Origin of the sequence: Paraburkholderia phosphatilytica (genome assembly GCF_003443895.1) — a bacterium.
Taxonomy (GTDB): Bacteria; Pseudomonadota; Gammaproteobacteria; order Burkholderiales; family Burkholderiaceae; genus Paraburkholderia; species Paraburkholderia phosphatilytica.
Genome location: NZ_QQOA01000014.1, coordinates 42,787 through 63,858, shown reverse-complemented (window position 1 = coordinate 63,858; position 21,072 = coordinate 42,787). Strand labels below are relative to the sequence as shown.

The following is a 21,072-nucleotide window of genomic DNA, read 5'->3' as shown; positions in this document are numbered from 1 at the left end:
CATGTCTTCCTCCCGTTCATGAAATTTCTAACAGTTTGCCTGATCGATGCGGTACAGTGTTTAAAATGGTACGCGTTCCGATAGTCGGAACGCAATACTTCCGCTCGAGGAATTCCCGGTTCGCGCCGCGGTCGGTATTTGCTGTGCTACGTCGGCGGGTGGTCACGACGACTGCAAGTGCGGTGCCGAGGGCGTATCGCCCCGGCTGGACGTGCTGAATAAGGCAACGCATATGGAAATCCGGCAGCTTCGCTATTTCGTACAGGTCGTTCAGAGCGGTAGCATGGGGCGTGCTGCCATCGAGCTCGATCTCGTCACATCGGCGCTAAGCCAACAGGTCAGTCGTTTGGAAAGCGAGCTTTCCGTCCGACTTCTGAAGCGCACCAAGAACGGTGTACAGCCGACAAGTGCAGGTCTCACTTTCTGGCACAAGGCGCAGTTGATCCTGCGCATGGCCGACGATGCAGCCCGGGCGGCGCAGCTGGACCGTCTGTCGGGCGAAGCGTCGGTCGGACTCGCGCCGAGCACCTCGGGCGTGCTTGCGCTGCCATTCCTTCGGGAGATGAGGTCCCGGTATCCGGACGTCGGTATTCGCATCGTCGAGAGTCTGTCCGGCAATCTGGAATCATTGCTTGCATCGCGGCAGATCGACGTCGCCATCCTCTTTGGCGGTCCAAGGGCAAAGCGTGTCCGGACCGCTCCACTGCTTTCCGAACGGCTGTATGTGATATCGGCCGGCACGTTGCCGGTCCCTGCGGATCCGTCTGGATATGACATCGCCGAACTGGCGCAATTTCCCCTGATCCTCCCAAGTAGTCCTCATGGGCTGCGGTCTCTTGTGGATGGCGCCTTTTCCCGAGCCGGTTGCGCAATGAGCGTGATTGCCGAAATAGACGGACTCGCAACGCTCATGGAGGCGGTCAGCAGTGGCCTGGGCGTGACGATTCAGCCCGCCGCGGCGCTGGCGCGCTGCAGGGGATCAAAGCTGTACACGGTGCCGATTCTTGGGGCCACCCTCAGCCGTATCAATCTCGTCGCGTCTCTGGCAGATGAGGAGTTGACCCCATCCGGTCTGGCCGCGCGTCTCGTTTTGCGGGAAGTGGCACTGAAACAGGTGGGAGAAGGTCGGTGGCTTGGGGTGACGGCGTTGATGTGACCGGAGCGCATGCTCACCGATTAACCGGTTTTCCAGTCGAGATGGTTTGCGTGGTGTTCGACGCGAGCTGGAACCAGATATTTTGAGGGGTTTTCCGTGAAAGAGACCATGCGCTCGGTGCAACGCATCCTGGCTGTGTTCGAAAGTTTCAGCGTCGACAGAACAAGTCTCATGCTTCAGGAAATAGCGGACCGCATCGCGCTTCCCAAGTCGACGGCATTCCGTATCGTCCAGAGCCTGGAGAAGGCGGGCTATCTGGTGCGCCTTGAAGATCAGCAGTATTGCCTGTCCTTCCAGTTCACCCGTCTGGCAGGCCACGTGCGCAGCACCCTGGGGATTCGCGAGATATCGCGACCCGTCCTCCTTCAGCTTGCCGACCGCACTCGCGAGACGGCTTCATTGCACACGCTGTCGGGTAGCTACCGGATCTGTATCGACGCGGTGGCGACTGTCGCCGCACCGCTCAGAATGGTCGCCCAACCTGGCGAGCAGGTGCCGATGGTGGCGGGTGCTGCGTCGAAGGTTCTGATGGCGTACATGTCGTCGGAGAAGCTGTCTGCGATGGTGGTCGATGTCGTGCGAGTGACAAGAAGGCCGAGGGCCGAGATCGAGGAGGAACTGGAAAAGATCCGCACGCAGGGGTTTGCTGTGTCACATGGCGAGCGCCTGCTCGGCATTTCAGCGATCTCCGCACCGATTCACGATTCGGACGACCAGGTCAGATATTGCATTTCCGTTGGCGCTCCTACCGTTCGAATGAGGATCAACGAGGATGAAGTCGTACGCAGCGTCCTGATCGCCGCAGCCGATATCTCGCGCCAGTTCGGCGCCGCGACGGTGGATTTTCAGGAAGGGACCCGGTTTCTCGCGAAGGATACGGGAACGATTACGCATCGCATTAGCGGCTGACATGCGAAAGTTCATGCTCAGAGTTTCGACTATCGGAACCAATGCTGTTCAGTAGAACTCGTGATAACATCGGTCGCATCTGTATGCGGGCGGGAGGGTGCACTCACGGCGGGTCGACGCACGTCGATACGCGCTGCAGGGACTTCGCTGTCGGGCATCGCGCGCTCGGAACCGGATTTTTGCTGAAAGGAGACCGGCGATGTCGGAAGAAACGTTAGTTGGATATAAGGTCGTGGACGGCGTAGCGGTGATAACGCTTAGCAATCCACCGGTGAATGCGCTTGCGCCCGGGATGCGGGAGGGCCTGATCGAATGTCTCGAGCATGCGAATGCCGACGAGGAGGTGAAGGGCGTCGTCGTCACGGGAGGCGGGAGCAATTTTGTGGCGGGAGCCGATATCCGGCAATTCGGCAAGGAGCGCAAGGTTTCATCGTCGGTCAGTACTGCCGCGCTGGACGCCAGTCAAAAGCCGGTCGTTGCGGCCATCCGCGGCTACGCATTGGGTGCGGGGCTGGAGCACGCGCTCGCATGCCACTACCGATTCGCGTCGCCCGACGCAAAACTGGGTTTGCCCGAGGTCAAGATCGGCATCATCCCGGCCGGAGGAGGTACGCAACGTCTTACGCGACTTGTCGGCCCGAAAGCAGCGATCGACATCATCGTTAGCGGGCGCCACGTGTCTGCAAAAAACGCTCTGGCATTGGGTCTGATCGACCGCGTTGTGGATGACGAACTCGTCCTCGCGCAAGCCGTGGACTTTGTAAAAGGTCTTCCGCAGGGGCAGGGCGTGCGCCGCGTTCGCGACGTAAACGACCGGATCGAGCATGCGAAAGCGAATCCGCAGGAGTGGACACCTGCGCGTGACGAAGCCGCGAGGAAGGCGCGGCTCGTCAAGGCACCGCACAGCGCATTGGCCTGTATCGAGATGGCGGTGAACGGATCGTTCGAGGAGGGCATTGCGCTTGAACAGTCGCTTTTCACCGAACTCGAAAGTTCAGATGAGGCAAAGGCGCTCCGTTATGCTTTTTTTGCGGAGCGCGAAGCTGCGAAGATTCCGGGCAAGCCGGATCACTACAAGCCCGAGTCGGTGCGCAGCGCCGCCGTGATCGGAGCGGGAACGATGGGCGGAGGGATTGCCGTCTGTTTTGCCGATGCCCGCGTTCCGGTGAAAGTGCTTGAAGCAACTCAGGAGGCCCTTGATCGTGGAATGCAGAAAATTCGGGACACGTATGCGACGAGGGTCGGTCGAGGCAGTCTCACTCAGGGTGAGATGGACGAGAGCCTCGCGTACATCCAGCCTGTGACGGACTATGAGCAGATCGGTGACGCAGATGTGGTGATCGAGGCGGTTTTCGAGCGCATTGACCTCAAGAAGGAAGTGTTCGGAAAAATCGACAGCGTAATGAAGGAGGGGGCGCTGCTGTTGACCAACTCCTCGGCGATCGATATCGATACGATGGCCAACGTGACACGCCGGCCAGGGGACGTGGCAGGAGCGCACTTCTTCGCACCGGCAAACGTCATGAAGCTGTGCGAGGTGGTGCGAGGCACCGGCAGCTCCGTCGAGACCATCTTGCGTACCGCCAGGCTCGGACGCGACCTGAACAAGGTAAGCGTCGTTGCGGGGTCGTGCGACGGCTTTGCCGCAAACCGCAGTCGTGCACCGCTCGTCACCGAGGCGATGCTGCTGCTCGAAGAGGGCGCTCGACCCGACCAGATCGATCGCGTCATGAAAACGTTCGGGTATCCGATGGGACCGTTCGCGGTCAGCGACCTGTCGGGTCTCGATGTCAGCTACGACACCCGGAAACGACGAGCGGCGGCGGATCCGACCTATCGCAAGTTGCACGTGCCTGACCGGATGGTCGAACTCGGCCGCAAAGGGCAGAAAAGCGGCGCCGGCTGGTATCGGTACAACCCCGGCGACCGGAAGCCGATCGTGGACCCGGAGGTCGACACGATCATTGGAGATGTTGCACGTGAACTCGGTGTCGAGCGGCGGGAATTCTCGGACGACGAGATTCTTCAGCGCCTGCTCTTCGCATCGGTCAACGAGGTCTGCAAGATTCTTGAGGATGGGAAAGCTTACCGTGCCAGCGACGTCGACGTGATGTGGTTGTACGGCTTCGGATTTCCGCGCCACCGGGGCGGCCTGATGTATTGGGCGGATACCGTCGGGGCAAGCAAGGTCGGCCAGCAGGTCCAGGCGTGGCACGAGCAGTTCGGCAAACGCTGGAAGCCAGGCCGCCTCTTGCTCGAAGCTGCGGCTGAGGGATCCCAGTTGCGTGACCTGCGCGCGCCGGGCATCTGAGACCGACCGGCCGATGACCTTCGATTCATGTGATACGGGATCGAAGGTCTCGTCGCACCAGCCTCTGCATCATGATGGATGCGGTATGGCTGCGAGCGACGGCAACGCCTGCATCGCTCATATCTCAAACTGCCGGGGTGGACATTTCCGATAGCTCCCAGACGGCCAGGTAAGTGGCCGGTCTTACCCTGTTGCGTCGGTGAGGCAAACCCGTGTCGCCAACGCCGCTGAACGTTCGGCGTACGAAACGTGAACACCCCGAAGACAGTTTCCGTGTCCCCGGGGTCCGTCCTGAAGGCCCGATTGCTGCGTCAGGCGTTATTTTCCTCGCGCGGGTACTGGAGGACCAGCGCCTCGAGCCCCTTGTCGCCGGATCGGATCGTAAACTTTTCTTCGTTCGGCTCGACGACAACCATGGACCAGAGCGGAAGTTCTTCACTGTTGTGCAGAAGTGTACCGTTGCCGACGAACACATAGTATCCGGCAGCGGCCTTCGGATCCGGGCCTTCGACGCTCTGACCGGCTCCGAGTCGGACGATCTGCGCGTGCATGCCGTCCGACTCGTCCTTCAGAAGCGTTTCCCAGACCGGCTCCGGCCGTTCCTTCAGCACCGGCTCGATGGAGAAGCGCACGCGTTCCGAGGTCAGGTGACGACGCTTGCTCGGCTTGAGCCGGTCCCGATACCCTTCCTTGTTCAGATACACGGGCTCCGAATTGCCCGTGTACATTCGCATCGCGACAAACGACAGACCCTGCGGACCCGCGACGATCGGACCGTAAGCCGTGTGGTGGTCCTTGAACTGCACCGTCAGCGGCTCGAGCGGCTGTTGCTTGTTCCCAAGCGTCCCGGAGCCGGCGATGAACATCTGGAACATCGTCACGCCGTGAAAATGCGGAACCACCGACTCGTGCGGTTGCAGTTCCGACATCGTGGCCTGCGGTCCTGAACCCGTGGCGTTCGAACTGCGGGGACCAAAAAACACCGTTCCCCAATGTTGGTTCCCGGTGCCCGGAGAAACTACGACGTCTCTCTTGGAAAGCGCGTCGGCGCCGCTTCGTGTGTAGATCATTCAAAGTCTCCTTGAATCTGCCATCGTCCGCAGATCGCTCTGCGATGCTTGTTGCGTTCGCCGGCATCTGGCAAACCACGATCGGATCGTAGCACGAGTTTTGAGGAATAGCATCGATTCCGGCCAGTGAAACTGTCGTCCTTGAGAGGTGGCGCCGGGGTGTTCCGCAGTCCGTTTTTTGTGGTTTCATTAATCGGAACTGATTTCATTTATCGTTGACGTTAGTCGATCCAGGGTCTACAGTCGGGTCCATTGGATCGCTCACGAAGTTGGAGCGGCCGCCGAGAAATCGCTCGCTGTCAGGGCAGACTTTTCAGGAACAACCAGCTGGAGACGGATCGGAAATGAACAATTTCAAATATTTGCTCGAACCGCGGTCGATCGCGGTTGTCGGGGTTTCGGACGAAGCGGGCCGTCCTGGCTCGCAAGCAGTCCGTGCACTTGTCGGGAATGGTTACCAGGGACATATCTATCCGGTCAATCCAAAGTACACGGAGTTCGACGGTCTCAAGTGCTATGGCGCGGTGAGCGACATCGACGCACCGATCGACCTGGTCGTGATCGGTGTACCCGCGAAAGGCGTTATCCCGGTCCTGAAAGCATGTGCGCAGAAATCGGTCCCCTATGCCGTAGTGCTGAGCGGGGGCTTTCGCGAGAGCGGCCCGGAAGGCGTTGAGCGCGAGCGTGAAATGCTGGAGATCGCAAGAGCAAGCGGAATGCGCATCATCGGCCCGAACTGTCTGGGCTTCGCAAACATTCATTCGCAGGTGTTCGCCGCGTTCGGAAGCATCACGCGGGAGCCCAAGCTGAAGAAAGGGGGCGTCTCGCTCGTCACACAGAGTGGCGGCTTCGGCTACAGCCTCGCGCTCGCGTGCGCCGAGGCGGACATCGGATTTCGCCACGTGATTGCCACCGGTAATGAGACGGACGTCGACACCGTCCAACTGATCGACGCGTTGCTTAACGATCAGGAGACCGAGATCATCCTCGCGTACATCGAAGGTACGAAGGATGGACGGTCGCTGCTCGATGTCGGCCGGCGCGCGCTCGCGGCTGGCAAGCCCGTTCTGCTCTGGAAGGGGGGCGTCACCGAAGAAGGTGCACGGGCAGCCGCTTCGCATACCGCAAGCATGACCGGGAGTTACGATTTCTATCGTGCGCTCTTCAAACAGACCGGTATCGTCGAAGTCAGGGAGATTCATGAGGCTGTAGACTTCCTCAAGGCTTTCGCGGCAAAGAAATATCCGGCCCACGGCGCCATGGCGGTCATGGGGGTTTCCGGTGGTTCGGCCATCGTTTTCGCGGATGCCGGTGAACCCGAAGGGCTCCGCCTCGCGAATCTTGGGGAAGAGACGGAACGGCTGCTCGCGGAAGTGGTGCCGAATATCGGCGCCGTGCACAATCCGATCGACCTGACTGCGGGCTATTTTTCCGCGGGCAATCGCGACAAGCTGCGCACGGCTATCGAGGTGACACTTGCCGACCCCGGCGTGGATGCCCTTTGCGTGAACCTTGCAACGACTGGTAGCGCAGGCAGTACCGCTGCTGCCGACGTGATCGCCGATGTGGCAAAGGGATCGGCCAAGCCTGTCTGCGTGTTTTCATCGGCGCCCCGCGACCAGATTGCGGATGCCGGCAGACTGCTCGATGCTGCAGCAGTGCCTCTCTTTCCGTCACCGTCCCGCGCGGCGAAAGCGCTCGCGATGCTTGCGCGCTACGGCGCCGCACGAAGCCAGGTGGGAACTTCCGGATCCCCAGATTCCCGCTGCGCCCCGTCGTCGAAAGACGTCCTCTCAGGCTGGGCCGGCAAACTGTCCGAAGCGCAGTCCAAGGACATCCTTTCGCGCGCAGGTATTCCCGTCACTCGTGATGTGCTGGTAACCGATGCCGGGGGCAGCTTGCCGGACCAGTTGTCATGGCCAGTCGTCGTGAAGATCGTATCTCCGGATATCGCTCATAAAACGGAAATCGGCGGCGTCAAGGTCGGAGTCCGCGACGCGAAGGAACTTGAGTCGGCCATCGTCGAGGTTCGCGCGAACGCCCGGTCTCATGCCCCCGACGCCAGAATCGAAGGCGTGATGGTCTCGCAGATGGTCAAGGACGGGTTCGAGCTGATCGCGGGTGTCGTGAACGACGAGGTGTTCGGACCCGTCGTGGTGGTCGGTGCAGGTGGAATCTACGCTGAGCTGATGCGCGACTCCTCCTGCCGGCTCGCACCGTTCGACGAAACGGTCGCGCGACAGATGCTCGACGAACTGCGCTGCCGTCCAATTCTGGACGGAGCTCGAGGCAAGCCGGCGCTCGACGTCGATGCCGCGTCCAAAGCGCTTTCGGCACTCTCCCGGTTCGCATGGGAGCACCGCGATGGCGTATCCGAGATCGACGTCAACCCGCTTTTCGTTTTGCCAGACGGTGTCCTGGCGGCCGACGCGCTGATCGTGCCCGTGCCGTTCCCGGGCCATTGAAAGGATGGACATTGTGGAACTTCCTGTCGATCTTTCCAAGAATGACGAAACAGTTCACGCTGAACGCCACATCGTCACTTTCCAGCCCCTCGATCGCACGCTCGAGGTCCGTCGCGGAGAGAAGATCCTCGCCGCGGCGCTGGCGGCTAACTTTCCTGTTCCATACAGCTGTCAGAGTGGCGTTTGCGGATCATGTAAGGCTAGGGTGACGGCTGGAACCTGTGACCATGGCGAAGCGCAGCATGCAGGTCTTTCAGCTTCGGAGACACAGCAGGGCTATGTCCTGCTGTGTCAGGCAACGCCAGCATCGGATGTGACGGTGCAATGCCGGACGGTCCCGTCCGTCAATGGCTATCCAGTCAAAAAGACACCGTGCCGCGTCGCTGCGCTGGAACGTCTTGCCGACGACGTCATGCGTATCCGGCTCAAGCTGCCAGCCAACGCGCAGTTCAGATTTCTTCCAGGGCAGTACATCGACTTGCTGATCCCAGGCGGGATCAGGCGCAGCCTGTCGATAGCCAACTCGCCGGAGGATGAAGGTTTCATCGAACTGCATCTTCGCAATTACGGCGGACCTCTGAGTAACTTCGTCTTCGGCAAATTGAAGGAGAACGACCTCCTTCGACTGGAGGGGCCGTTTGGCTCGTTCTTCGTGCGGGACGATTCCGACAAGCCAATGATTCTGCTGGCAAGCGGCACCGGATTCGCCCCGATCCAATCCATCATCGAGCACGAACTGCAAAAAGGCAGTGGCCGACAGATGACGCTGTACTGGGGCGGCCGGCGGCCGCACGACCTGTATTTCGATTCACTCGCCCGGTCCTGGGCAGACCACGGAATCACCTATGTCCCGGTCGTTTCCGACGCTCTGTCGGAAGACGACTGGAGAGGGCGTTCGGGATTCGTTCACGAAGCGGTGATGAGGGACATCGCCGATCTCTCGTCGTATCAGGTCTACGCGTGCGGGGCGCCGGTGGTCGTGCTCTCGGCAAAGAGAGACTTTACCGGGCGATGCAGTCTGCCCGAAGACGAATTCTTCGCCGACATTTTCGTCTCGGGCGCATCTCCGTCCGCTTGAATGCGCAAAACACTCAGGAGTTGGTATGTCGTTAGATGGGTTGAAGATCGGGAAACGGGATTCGCAACTGTGGATCGAGATCGACCGCGCCGGGAAGGCGAATGCCATGACGGTCGCGATGATGGATGCGATCTCGTCGGCGATTCTGCAGGCGAGCACCGACGATAGCACGCAGGCCGTGGTGCTGACTGCGAAAGGCGAGAAGCTCTTTTGTGCGGGAGTGGACGTGCGCGAGCAGTCCCCGGATGGCGATGCTGCGCGTCAGCGGGAGAGACGTTCCCACGCGCTCGCCGCGCTTCAGGATGCGGTGATAGCGACGCCGGTTCCGGTCGTCGTGGCGTTGAACGGGCTTGCCGTCGGCGCCGGCGCAATGCTCGCACTCATGGCTGACGGATGTGTCGCCGTTGAAGGATCGGCGCTCTCGCTTCCAGAAATCGATATCGGGATCGCCACCTTTTCGGGCGCAAACATCCTTACGGTGCTAGGCGGACGTGCCCTTGCGGCGGACCTGATCCAGACCGGGCGACGGCTTGTGGCCCGGGACGCGCTCAACCGCGGCCTGATCGGCGCAGTGGTCGAAAGAGGTGAGCTCGAACAATCGGCGAGAGAAATCGCAGAAGCAATGGGATCCAAGAATCGCACGGCATTCGCGGACAACAAGCGCTGGATCAATCGGGGCTTGCGCTCCGCACTCGAGGAAGCCCGGCAGGAGCACGCGCGCCATCGGGCCAAGTTGCAGAGCGTCGAAAAGTAAGGGCCCCTGTGCCCGACAGATCACGAATTCAAACGGAGACGGACGTGGCGGATCTTGAAATCAGCAGGGTTGGTCGTGTAGTGGTTGCTACGCTGAATCGACCGGAGAAAAAGAACGCCTTGAGCGAGGACATGCTCGAGTTGCTTCGCAACGAGCTGAAGAAAGCGAACGACGACGACGATGTAGGCAGTTTCGTTCTCACGGGAGCAGGAGACGCATTCTGCTCGGGCGGGGATCTCGGGCGCCGCGCAGCCGAAGGCGGGGATCCCACGCCGCTTGAGCGAAAACACCGGCTCCAGCGTGTTACTCACAAGGTCGCGCTGGTGGTTGAGGAATTCGAAAAACCGTTGATTGCGGCCGTGAACGGTGCGGCCGTCGGCGCGGGGATGGACCTGTCGCTTATGTGTGACATCCGCTTTGCCGCGCGATCGGCACGGTTCGCGGAAGCGTACATCCGGGTCGGCCTGATCCCGGGTAACGGAGGTTGCTACTTTCTCCCCAGACTGGTTGGGCCGGCCAAGGCACTGGAACTGCTGTGGACGGGTGACTTCGTCGACGCTTACGAAGCGAACCGACTCGGCATCGTCAATCGCGTGATGGCGGACGAAAGCCTTCAGGACGAAACGCTGGCATTTGCGACCCGTCTGGCGGACGGGCCACCCGTTCAGACACGCGATATCAAGAAGCTGATGTACCAGTCGATGCGCACTGATCTTCGCACCAGCCTCGAGACCACCTCGGCTCTTATGGCGGTAGTCCAGTCGACCGACGACTATCGGGAAGCGATCACGGCGTACAAGGAGAAACGCAAGGGTGAATTCAAGGGGCGGTGAGGCGCCTCGAGCATCCGGTACAGCCGGCCTGCGCGTGAAACTCACAGCGAGGCTGGAAGCAGACCTCGACCCTATCAGAGCAGACCATGCAGCAGATCGTGCGCTCGTTGAGATGGAACATCGATAAGTGGTTCGGACCGGCGTGCCGGGATCGAATCATCGTGACCCGGGCCAAAGGCGTCACAAGTGCTGCGAGGTACGTCTGCGTCCGTGAAAAAGATTCGGATGGCGAAATAGCGCTTTTCCTGTTTCGCCATATGGACGGTTCATGGGACGTTTTTCCACCCGACCGGCTCAGGCCGTCGTTCACTTTGCAATTGCAGGAATCAGCGAGCAGCGACTAGTCGCTCTTGTGGAAGTCATGCATGAGGACCGGAATCGGGTCTTCAAAAAAATTGAAGACGTGTTGTCTGAAGGCTGGTGGCGATGACCCCAACGCCACCGTAGCATGGCCTCTCAGAATAGGACAAATATCATGGTAGACGTTCTCGTAATCGGAGGAGGCAACGCCGCACTCTGCGCCGCGATCATGGCGCGGGAAGCGGGGGCCAGCGTACTCTTGCTTGAAGCGGCTCCGCGGGAGTGGCGCGGCGGCAACTCGCAACATACGCGCAACCTGCGCTGCATGCATGACGCACCACAGGACGTACTCGTCGACGCCTATCCCGAAGAGGAGTTCTGGCAGGACCTGCTCAAGGTAACGGGCGGTAACACGAATGAGGAATTGGCGCGTATCGCAATTCGCGCGTCGTCGAGTTGTCGTGACTGGATGAGGAAACACGGTGTGCACTTCCAGCCCCCGCTTTCGGGCGCTCTTCACGTAGCACGTACCAACGCATTCTTTATGGGCGGTGGAAAAGCGCTGGTCAATGCCTACTACCGGAGCGCCGAGGCGATCGGTGTCGCTATCCGTTACGACGCCTCCGTCGATTCGATCGAGCTCGACGGCACACGCTTTGTCGCTGCGAGGATTGGCAATGAGCGCATTGCAGCGACGAGTTGTGTGCTGGCGGCCGGCGGCTTTGAATCGAATCGCGAATGGCTGCGTGAGGCATGGGGACAGGTGGAAGGCGTCTGGGTGGCAGACAACTTTTTGATCCGTGGCACCCGGTTCAATCAGGGCACATTGCTGAAGTTCATGATCGACGCTGGCGCGGACGCTATCGGTGACCCCTCGCAGTCACATTGCGTGGCAATCGATGCGCGCGCGCCTCTCTACGACGGCGGAATCTGCACGCGCGTCGACTGCGTGTCGCTGGGGGTAGTACTCAATCGCGACGGCAAGCGCTTTTACGACGAGGGCGAGGATTTCTGGCCCAAGCGTTACGCGATCTGGGGCCGTCTGGTTGCGCAGCAACCCGGGCAGATTGCCTATTCGATTATCGATTCCAAAGCGATCGGTCGGTTCATGCCTCCTGTATTCCCAGGTACCAGAGCGAACTCGCTTCGGGAACTGGCGACGGCACTCGGTTTCAACGAGGAGGCATTTCTGGAGACGATCCAGACGTACAACCATTCTTGTCGACCCGGTACGTTCAATCATGCCGTGCTCGACGACTGTCATACCGAAGGGTTGACACCGCCCAAGACACACTGGGCGCAGCCGTTGGAGCGTGCTCCGTTTTACGCATACGCATTGCGCCCCGGCATCACATTCACATACCTCGGTCTGAAGGTGAATTCCAATGCCGCCGTTCATTTCGGCGGCGAGCCGTCCCCGAACCTGTTCGTCGCAGGCGAGATGATGGCTGGAAACATTCTTGGCAAGGGGTACACGGCTGGCGTGGGTATGTCGATCGGAACTGCCTTTGGCCGGATCGCTGGCACTCAGGCCGCGGCAGCAGCGCAGCACTACAGGGAAGCTATCAATCATGCAGTCGCTTGAAGCATTGACCCGCGAGGCGAGAGCGCTCGCGGCAAACGAAGTCGTCGCCCTGATCGACATGACGCAGGCAGAGAAGGAAGTCAGCCGGATCATGCAGATCTGTAACGCCTGCCGGTATTGCGAAGGGTTCTGTGCCGTATTTCCGGCAATGACGCGACGGCTCGAGTTCGGGAGGGCAGACGTACATTTCCTCGCGAACCTTTGCCACAACTGTGGTGCGTGTCTGCACGCGTGCCAGTACGCCCCCCCGCACGAGTTCGCTGTCAACGTTCCTCAGGCGATGGCGAAGGTGCGTGTGAACACCTATACCGAATATGCGTGGCCAGCTTCTTTCGGTGCGTTGTACCGGAAAAACGGCACGACGGTCGCGCTGGCGCTCGCCGGCGGGCTTGCGCTGTTTCTCGCCCTTGCCGTGATCTCAGGCAGACCGCAACCGGGGAGCGCAAACTTCTACAGCGTGTTTCCGCACAATCTCCTCGCACTCATCTTTGGGACCGTGTTTCTTCTCGCCCTGATCTCGCTGTCGATCGGTGTGCGCAAATTCTGGAAAAACGAAGACCCGGGAGGCTTGTCGGCCGATGCGGCCGCAGAGGCAGCGGGATCGGTGCTGACGCTCAGATACCTCGGCGGTGGGCACGGCAAAGGCTGCAACAACGACAGCGACAGCTATTCGCTTTCCAGGCGACGGTTTCATCATCTGACCTTCTACGGTTTCATGCTCTGTTTTGCATCGACCTGTGTCGCCACGCTTTATCACTATCTCTTTGCTCTGGAAGCACCTTACGGCCTGACCAGTCTTCCCGTGTTTCTGGGGTCTTTTGGGGGGATGAGTCTTGTCGTCGGATGCAGTGGTCTGTTTATCCTGAACCTCAGGCGTCATCCGCTACACGGCGATGCATCGCAGAAGGGCATGGATCGCGGGTTCATCGCGCTGCTCTGGCTGGCCGGCCTCACCGGGCTGGTGCTGCTGGGCGCCCGGGAAACGGGGGCGATGCCCGTGCTACTGGCTGTGCATCTGGGTGTGGTGATGGCGCTTTTCATGACACTGCCCTACGGAAAGTTTGCGCACGGTATCTATCGATCCGCCGCTTTGCTGAAGTGGGCGATCGAGAAGCGAAAACCGTCTTCGTTGATGGTTGAGGAGTAAGCGCACAAGGAGAGAGCTAACGCGAAGTCCGGTACTCAGGCCGGGTAGCCGCGCCTATGCTGCCGACGGGCACCGGACACGATCGGTATATCCAGCATAAGTCATCGCCATCGGCATCGCAGCGACGTGATAGGAGCAGATCATCTCCTGGCGGAGAGAGAAGTGAATGTTATTGACGTTCATAGGAGGAGACACCATGAACAGAACGCTGTTACATAAGGATCTGATCGGCGGGACATTGCTTATCGTCGTCGGAATCGCAGTACTGACGCATTCGGTTTCCTACCACATCGGCACGCTGGTTCAGATGGGACCCGGGTTCTTCCCATTTTTTCTGGGACTCATTCTGGCCTTGGCCGGTAGCGGGATTGCCGTTCAGGGGTATCTTGCGGCCCATACCGAGGCGGTGCCCGAAAGGCGCACTGCGAAAAAAAAGCTGCGTCCGGAGTGGAAGGCATGGATGCTGATCTGCGTTGGCATGGTGGCGTTCGTCGTCCTGACAAAATGCCTTGGGCTCGTCGCGGGCACGTTTGCGGTCGTGTTTATTTCTGCACTCGGTGATCGGGATAACAACCTTAAGTCAGCCGTCCTGCTGGCGCTGGCGATGGATGCAATCGCCGTGATTGTGTTCTGGTGGGCATTGCAGATCCAGCTGCCGTTGTACAAGTGGGGGGCTCTATGATTGCGCAAACGCTGCATGATCTCATGTATGGTTTTAGCGTCGCAGCGATGCCGCAAAACCTGTTATGGTCGTTCGTCGGTGTGCTGGTCGGCAATCTGATTGGTGTGCTTCCGGGCATGGGAGCACTCTCCGCGATCGCCATGCTGTTGCCGCTGACCTATTCGATGCACGCAGTTCCCGCGCTTCTGATGTTGGCCGGGATATTTTACGGCTCGCAGTATGGCGGTGCGCTCGGTGCGATCCTGTTGAACCTGCCGTCGCATCCACCGCATGCCGTCACCTGTATCGACGGGTATCCGATGACGAAGCAGGGGCGTGGGGGAGCTGCGCTGGGTATCACGATGGTGTCGTCATTTTTTGCGGCGTCGGTCGGCATCATAGTGATGATTTTTCTTTCGCCCTGGCTCGTCAAGATCGCTTTCGAGTTCGGCCCGACTGAGATCGTCTCGATCATGCTGCTCGGTCTGATTGCCGGGGCGACGATGTCCCGGGGTTCGCGGCTTAAAGGGATCGCGATGACGGTCTTCGGTCTTTTGCTCGGCATTGTCGGCACGGACGTCAACAGCGGCGTGGAGCGGTTCACCTTTGGGTTCGCAGAACTCTCGGACAAGGTCGAACTCGTTGCGCTGTCGATGGGGCTGTTCGGCGTTGCCGATTTCCTGATAAACGTGAACCGGATCAGCTTCATCGGGACGCAGATGAAAGTGCGCCTGCGTGATATGCGGCCAACACGCGGCGAGCTTAAGCAGGCCTTCTGGCCGATGGTCCGGGGTACATTCGTCGGCACTCTTTTCGGTGCCATGCCGGGAACAGGTCCGACCATTACCACTTTCCTCGCGTACGCGCTCGAAAAGAAGATATCGAAGCGACCGGATCGTTTCGGCCAGGGTGCTATAGAAGGCGTGGCCAGTCCTGAAGCGTCTGCTCACGCAAAGACACAGGTTGATTTCATCCCGACCATGACGCTCGGTATCCCGGGCGATGCGGTAATGGCCCTGCTGCTTGGCGCATTGCTGATCCAGGGATTCCAGCCCGGTCCCCAACTGATCACACAGCACGCCGATCTGTTCTGGGGGCTGATAGCGAGCTTCTGGATCGGCAACGTGCTTCTTGTGCTGCTGAACGTACCGCTCATCGGAGTCTGGGTAAAACTCCTGCAGGTGCCTTATCGCCTGATGTATCCGTCTGCGCTCTTCTTTATAGCGGTCGGCGTCTTCAGTACGAACAACAGCCTTTTCGAAGTTGGTGAGGTACTGGTGTTCGGGATCATCGGGGCGGTCCTGCTCGCGCTCGATTTTCCTGTCGCTACCATTCTTCTCGGGTACGTTCTCGGGCCGATGGTCGAGGAAAATTTCCGGCGGGCACTGCTGCTCTCGCGCGGCGACCTGGCGATCTTCGTGCAACGGCCGATCAGTGCAACATTCATGGCGATCTGCCTGGTGCTGGTCGTCGGGCAGTGCTACTTCGCCTGGCGCGAGCACAAGCGCAAGCGCTCGAAGGGCGCTTCGCCACAGGTGGCCGTGCCTCCGTTAGCCCATGCTCCGCTGACCGAGGAATGATGCCGAAGCCCCGCCGATGCGGGGCTGTTCATTTCTTTCGGCACGGCCGTGAAACCTGCGGTGCGTATCGCAACGGCCGGCTGCCCGTTTTTTCGGATACTGGGTGCCCCGGCAGTCCAGGTGTAGAGAAGGCCGATTGCTTGACGCGACCGTGGCTGATGTACCATACGCCTGTCTTTGACCCCGTATGGAACGTTACGAAATGATGCGCTCGGTTGAACGTATTCTGGCTGTTTTCGAAAGTTTTAGCGTTGAGCGGAGCAGCCTGTCTCTTCAGGAAATCTCCGAACGCATCGATCTGCCGAAATCTACCACCTTCCGGATTGTGCAGAGTCTGGAGCGGGCCGGCTACCTGGTTCGACTGGAGGATCAACAGTACTGTCTGTCGTTCCGGTTCACGAGGCTTGCCGGTCTCGTGCGCGGCACTCTGGGTATTCGGGAGATCGCCCGTCCGTTCATGCTGGAGCTCGCCGAGACGACGAAAGAAACGGTCTCTCTCCATACGGTCAACGGCCGCAACCGCGTATGCATCGATTCCATATCGACGGTTACCGCCCCTCTAAGAGCAGTAGTGCAGGCGGGCGAACAGATACCGCTGCAGGCGGGCTCAGGTTCCAAGGTGCTGATGGCGTATATGTCGAAGGCGGACCTGACGCCGCTGCTGCCAGCTGCGACGAAAGCCACCAGGCAGACCAAGGCGGCTTTTCTCGAAGAACTCCAGCACATCCGTGAGCATGGCTACGCGGTCTCGCACGGTGAGCGTCTCATGGGCATCTCGGCGATCTCCGCACCGATCATAGGGGTCGACGAGCAGGTCCACTATTGCCTGTCCGTCGGCGCCCCTACCGTGCGCATGGAGATGCATGAGAAGAACTTCATCAAGCTCGTAGTCGATGCCGCTGTGAATATCTCGCGTCAGTTTGGGGGACACACGGAATAGGGCGTGCAGGGGCGACGAGCAGGGCGTTCAGAACAAAGATCCCAGCATTCCACCTTCAACCGGGATCGTCGCACCGGTAATGAATCCCGCTTGGACCGACGCCAGAAAGGTCACGACACCGGCAAGTTCGTCTTGCGTGCCCATCCGGCCTAGAGGCGTCAACTTCTTGCGCGCCTCGGCCTGAGCAGGAGTGTAGGCAGCGGATCCCGCGCGATGCGGGGTCTCGATCAGGGCGGGCGCAACACAGTTGACCGTGACGCCGCTCAAGCCAACTTCATTCGCGAGATGTTTCATATAAGCGGTCACACCGGCTCGAAAGACCGTCGAAAGGCTATGGTGAGCCATGGGGGCTTTCACCGAAGCCGATGTGATCGCAATCACCCGGCCCCATCCGCGCCTGGTGATCAACGGAATAGTCTGGCTAACGACCTGCACCACCCCGGCGAGCTGATTCTGATAAGCCTCGTCCCAGCGCGCCATATCGACCTCCTCGGTTGTCTCCCGAATAGGATTGGGTGGGCGAGCCGTGTTGAGTACGATGATGTCCAGTCCGCCAAACTCCGTTTTCACCACTTCGACCAGCGCAGCGACGTCGCTGCCGACGCGCATGTCTCCGGCTTTCGCGACGGCCCTCACTCCGTGCTCCCGGGTGATCTCGTCCGCGACCGACTTCAGCTTGTCCGCCGAGCGTGCGAAAAGCACTACATTGGCTCCCTCTGCCGCGAGTGCGTGAGCGATGTTGCGACCCATGCCGCCACTTGATGCGGTGACCAGAGCGGTTTTCCCTTTGATGCCCAAATCCATGATTAACTACCCTTCACGTTTGATGATGGAACGGTTTGCGTGGCAACTGTCTCACTGCGCGGTGACCTTGACTTCATCGCCCTCGATCTCGAACCGGTGGGGCATATCTTCCGAAGCCCATCTCATATATTCGACTACTTCCTCGAATCGCGGATCGCCTGCGCGAAGCACCTCAGGGCGGTAGCGACCGTCGAATTTGACCGGAAGAAACGAGACCTTGGCGACTCCCTGGGAGGAAACGTACGCTTTTGCGAGCAGCGCGAGCGTGCAATCCTTTCCGTAAGGCATCAAGGGGTATTGCGGATCGAGATCCATGAAGTTGCGCACGGCGCCCTGCGCCCACGCGGGCTCGTTTGTCCAGGCGGGGGCCGCGAAGGATTTCGTCATCGCGAAGACGCCCAGACTGTAGAAAATGACCTTCCCCCTGTATACCTCGATGGCCTTAGGGATATGCGGGGCGTGTCCGACGACAAGATCAGCGCCTGCATCGATCGCTGCGTGAGCGACGTCGATCTGATAGTCGGAAATGATGCGCGGAAGACGTATTGCGCCGGCGTGGTACGCGAGTATCACCACGTCGACCCGCTTGCGAAGAGCGGCGATATCCTCTGTCAGCAGGGCAAGATCCTGAGGGTTTGGCGCGGTCCATACACGAACCGGCTGATGGGGGCCATGCGGCTCGTATGTCGTTTTGATCCGGATATTGACGACCCCGGGTTTCCCTTTGCCTGCGTCGGTCCCGGCAGTGGCTACCGACGTGTAGCCGAGATAGCCTACGCGTACGCCCGCCTTTTCGACGATCGCCGGTTGACGGGCCTCGTCCAGATCACGTCCCGCACCGGTGACCTGCAGGCCGTTTTCGAGGAAAAGCCTTCGCGTGTCGAGCATCGCTTCCGGACCCGCATCGAGACTGTGATTGTTCGCCATCGTCACCGCGTCGAACAGACCGCCCGTGAAAAGCGTCGACATTTCAACCGGCTGACAGACCTGAGGGGCGTGGTCCGACTTCACTCCACGTGTGGAGTACGTCCGCATGCAATTCACGAAGCGGAAATCGGCCTCCCGCAGGGCGGGCGCTACCAGCTCCGTGTAGCCTTCGATGGGGAACCCTTGCTCTGGCCCGTGGGTGGGACCGCAGTCGCCACCGATCAGAATCGATGCAAGCCGTGTCATTGCGCCTCCTTATGTATGTCGCCGGTCGCCTGCTAACGGGCCTCGTGGAAAGGCTAGCGCAACCAGCCGTCCATGGAAACCAGAAAAACGCATCGGCGATCAGTGCTTAAAGTTTCAACCAGTGAAATGAGTATTGATTATAGGAACCCATGATAGCATCTGACGACGCGGCGATGTGCGTGAATACAGCGTGTGGGTTTGTGTTTTGCGCATGCCCCGTTCCGTTTTGACTTACAACACGAAGGAGACAGTGGTGGCTGATACTGATGGCTGGACCTCGAGCGCCCGCCTCGCCGGCAAGGTGGCGGTCGTGATCGGGGCAGGACAGAGTCCGGGCGAGGGCGTCGGCAACGGGCGGGCGGTCGCGATGCGTTTCGCGAGGGAAGGTGCGCGCGTGCTCGCCGTCGACAGATCGGTGGAATCAGCGCAGGAGACCGCGCGAATTATCAGAAACGAGGGTTTCGAGGCTGATGCGATTGCCGCCGACGTGGCGAACGAGGATCAACTCGCGGCGGCTATCCATGGCGCCAGACAGAGGTGGGGGGCCGTCGACATACTGCACAACAACGTCGGCGTCAGTCTTGGCGGCGGCGACGCCGACCTGATGGATATCACCGAAGAGCGCTTCGACAATATCTGCCGCATCAATCTGCGCGGCACCGTGTTTGCGTGTAAACATGCGGTGGCGATCATGCGCGAGCAGCGATCGGGGGTGATCGTCAACGTATCGTCGGCCGCCGGACCTGGAAAGTATCCCTATGTCGCCTACAAGGCGACCAAGGCCGGCGTCATCGCGTTCACGGAGCAACTCGCGTTGCAGAATGCGCCGCATGGCATCCGCGCCAACTGCATCCTGCCAGGGCTGATCGCCACCCCGATGGCGGTCGATACGCGGGCTCGCGAGTGGAATCAAAGCCGGGAACAGGTTCTGGCGGAACGGGACGCGAAGGTTCCGCTCGGCCGTCAAGGCACCGCATGGGACGTCGCGAATGCCGCCCTTTACCTTGCGTCCGACGAGGCGTCCTTCGTTACGGGCGTGTCGTTACTTGTCGACGGCGGCCGGATTCTGAACCGTATCTGACGGTGAGCGGAGGCAGCGCAGAGGCTGCCTTTCGCTTCTAATGTCAGGCTACCGCAACGATGCCCATCCAGTACTGCAACTGACCATCGTGCGTGTCGATCGGGTATTGATGGGCATACGCGAGCGAGCCGTCGTCGTGCACCCGGAATACCGTGAGGGCGGCCGGGATCGGCTTGATTTCGCCCTCGACGTTTGCCGCGAGCGGTTTGATGCTCGCCGTCACCAGTAGTCTGCCGGTAGGGTCGCACGCAAAAGTTCGAACGTGAACGCTTCGCGTGTCGGCATGCTGCACAAGCGTCGGTTCGCCTGTCGACGGGTCGATCCTGAACACGGCGATGCTGTTCTCGCCGCCCGCGAAAACCTTCTGGCCATCGATTTCCTCTGTCCGGTCGGCGCGGTTCGCCACGTATACATATCGACCCGAGGGGTGGACGTGGATGGGGCCGCCCAGTTGCCGGGCGTCTACGCGGTCGGGCGTTTCAAGCAGGCTGCAACGATATGCCGGCTCGCTCGCGATGGTGCTGTCGGTCACCCGGAACATGTAGAGCTGGTTTGTGCGCTCGTCCGAAACATACATCCACGGCCGAGTGGGATGAAAATCGACGTGCCTTGGGCCGAAGCCGTAGCCCCGATCCGGCGCGATCACCTCGCCCGGCGAGAGGACGCCGTGCGAAAACGGGAACAGCCTCAGGGCGCCGGGATCCTCCGTCTTGTCCGGCCGGGCGTGGTTTCCGCGGTCGACGATCAACGCTGCCTGCGCCGACGGCAGCACACGAACCTGATGGGGATAGGCCCCGCAGTCAGGGACACCGCCCTGAGTAACGGGCTCGCCGATGGTGCCGTCTTCCAGAAGGGCGTGAACGGTCAGACCGCTGCGCGGAAAGTTGTGCGCGCTCAGAAGGTACTTTCCATCCGGATCTACGCAGATATGGACAGCTCGTCGCTCAAGCGGACGTGACGGGCCGTGTCTGGTCAGCGACCCGCCATGGTCGATCCTGTACGCACTCACGTGGTTGAAATCGGAGGGTACGCGCGGCCCCGCAGCGCTGGTCGCCACGTAAAGATAAGGGCGATGCGGATGACGCCAGGCATACTGGACTTTTGCGGCAGTCCGGATACTTTCCCGTCGGGTCAGGGTTGCGGAAGCGACGTCGAGATCGTAGCGTGTCAGGGTATCGTCGACGGCACTGAAAAGCGGAATGAGGCTCATTGCTCGGGGCTCCAG

At 60.2% G+C, this 21,072-nt stretch carries 18 protein-coding genes; 14 read left to right on the top strand and 4 right to left on the bottom strand.

Features of this window, described 5'->3' with window-relative positions; all coding sequences use genetic code 11:
* The first annotated feature begins 232 nt into the window (after positions 1–232).
* The 3 genes from DVS29_RS16940 to DVS29_RS16930 all read left to right on the top strand — a co-directional run bounded on the left by DVS29_RS16940 (position 233) and on the right by DVS29_RS16930 (position 4,376).
* Complete coding sequence (locus DVS29_RS16940; protein ID WP_118181621.1) at positions 233–1,156, top strand: LysR family transcriptional regulator; 924 nt, start codon at positions 233–235, stop codon at positions 1,154–1,156.
* Between the two features lie 96 nt (positions 1,157–1,252).
* A complete protein-coding gene (locus tag DVS29_RS16935) occupies positions 1,253–2,065 on the top strand; it encodes an IclR family transcriptional regulator (protein WP_240655656.1) in 813 nt (270 codons plus the stop codon).
* Positions 2,066–2,264: 199 nt separating this feature from the next.
* Entirely contained in the window at positions 2,265–4,376 is a 2,112-nt protein-coding gene (locus tag DVS29_RS16930) for a 3-hydroxyacyl-CoA dehydrogenase NAD-binding domain-containing protein (protein ID WP_118181620.1), read from the top strand.
* A 311-nt stretch (positions 4,377–4,687) separates the two neighbouring features.
* On the opposite strand, the gene DVS29_RS16925 is transcribed toward DVS29_RS16930, so the two are convergent.
* On the bottom strand, positions 4,688–5,446 hold the full coding sequence (locus DVS29_RS16925; protein WP_240655655.1) for a cupin domain-containing protein: 759 nt from the start codon (positions 5,444–5,446) through the stop codon (positions 4,688–4,690).
* Positions 5,447–5,790: 344 nt separating this feature from the next.
* On the opposite strand from DVS29_RS16925, the gene DVS29_RS16920 reads away from it, so the two are divergent.
* From DVS29_RS16920 to DVS29_RS16875, 10 genes are all read left to right on the top strand, one after another.
* Positions 5,791–7,911, top strand: a complete 2,121-nt coding sequence (locus tag DVS29_RS16920) for an acetate--CoA ligase family protein (RefSeq protein ID WP_118181618.1) — start codon at positions 5,791–5,793, stop codon at positions 7,909–7,911.
* 13 nt (positions 7,912–7,924) lie between these two features.
* Positions 7,925–8,989 carry a CDP-6-deoxy-delta-3,4-glucoseen reductase gene (locus tag DVS29_RS16915; protein ID WP_240655654.1) on the top strand — a complete coding sequence of 355 codons (1,065 nt, stop codon included), beginning with the start codon at positions 7,925–7,927 and terminating at the stop codon, positions 8,987–8,989.
* Between the two features lie 25 nt (positions 8,990–9,014).
* The gene (locus DVS29_RS16910) at positions 9,015–9,743 is read left to right on the top strand and encodes an enoyl-CoA hydratase/isomerase family protein (protein WP_118181616.1); all 729 of its coding nucleotides are present in this window, start codon (positions 9,015–9,017) and stop codon (positions 9,741–9,743) included.
* A gap of 44 nt (positions 9,744–9,787) precedes the next feature.
* Entirely contained in the window at positions 9,788–10,576 is a 789-nt protein-coding gene (locus DVS29_RS16905; protein WP_164707935.1) for an enoyl-CoA hydratase/isomerase family protein, read from the top strand.
* Between the two features lie 86 nt (positions 10,577–10,662).
* Positions 10,663–10,920 carry a hypothetical protein gene (locus DVS29_RS16900; protein ID WP_118181615.1) on the top strand — a complete coding sequence of 86 codons (258 nt, stop codon included), beginning with the start codon at positions 10,663–10,665 and terminating at the stop codon, positions 10,918–10,920.
* Between the two features lie 131 nt (positions 10,921–11,051).
* Entirely contained in the window at positions 11,052–12,461 is a 1,410-nt protein-coding gene (tcuA, locus tag DVS29_RS16895) for an FAD-dependent tricarballylate dehydrogenase TcuA (RefSeq protein WP_118181707.1), read from the top strand.
* Positions 12,448–13,608, top strand: a complete 1,161-nt coding sequence (gene tcuB, locus DVS29_RS16890) for a tricarballylate utilization 4Fe-4S protein TcuB (RefSeq protein ID WP_118181614.1) — start codon at positions 12,448–12,450, stop codon at positions 13,606–13,608. Before tcuA ends, tcuB begins: the two co-directional genes overlap by 14 nt.
* A 196-nt stretch (positions 13,609–13,804) precedes the next feature.
* Positions 13,805–14,290: a tripartite tricarboxylate transporter TctB family protein gene (locus DVS29_RS16885; protein ID WP_118181706.1), complete on the top strand. Its 486-nt coding sequence runs from the start codon at positions 13,805–13,807 to the stop codon at positions 14,288–14,290.
* Positions 14,287–15,849 carry a tripartite tricarboxylate transporter permease gene (locus tag DVS29_RS16880; RefSeq protein ID WP_118181613.1) on the top strand — a complete coding sequence of 521 codons (1,563 nt, stop codon included), beginning with the start codon at positions 14,287–14,289 and terminating at the stop codon, positions 15,847–15,849. Before DVS29_RS16885 ends, DVS29_RS16880 begins: the two co-directional genes overlap by 4 nt.
* Positions 15,850–16,036: 187 nt before the next feature.
* Complete coding sequence (locus DVS29_RS16875; RefSeq protein ID WP_205962467.1) at positions 16,037–16,789, top strand: IclR family transcriptional regulator; 753 nt, start codon at positions 16,037–16,039, stop codon at positions 16,787–16,789.
* A 27-nt stretch (positions 16,790–16,816) separates the two neighbouring features.
* On the opposite strand, the gene DVS29_RS16870 is transcribed toward DVS29_RS16875, so the two are convergent.
* Positions 16,817–17,593, bottom strand: coding sequence for an SDR family oxidoreductase (locus tag DVS29_RS16870; RefSeq protein WP_118181612.1), 777 nt, complete (start codon positions 17,591–17,593; stop codon positions 16,817–16,819).
* 51 nt (positions 17,594–17,644) lie between these two features.
* On the bottom strand, positions 17,645–18,766 hold the full coding sequence (locus DVS29_RS16865; RefSeq protein ID WP_118181611.1) for a CapA family protein: 1,122 nt from the start codon (positions 18,764–18,766) through the stop codon (positions 17,645–17,647).
* 253 nt (positions 18,767–19,019) lie between these two features.
* On the opposite strand from DVS29_RS16865, the gene DVS29_RS16860 reads away from it, so the two are divergent.
* Positions 19,020–19,847, top strand: coding sequence for an SDR family NAD(P)-dependent oxidoreductase (locus DVS29_RS16860; RefSeq protein WP_118181704.1), 828 nt, complete (start codon positions 19,020–19,022; stop codon positions 19,845–19,847).
* Positions 19,848–19,890: 43 nt separating this feature from the next.
* Here the strand turns inward: DVS29_RS16860 and DVS29_RS16855 are convergent, their stop codons facing one another.
* Positions 19,891–21,057 carry a lactonase family protein gene (locus DVS29_RS16855; RefSeq protein WP_118181610.1) on the bottom strand — a complete coding sequence of 389 codons (1,167 nt, stop codon included), beginning with the start codon at positions 21,055–21,057 and terminating at the stop codon, positions 19,891–19,893.
* Positions 21,058–21,072: the final 15 nt, after the last annotated feature.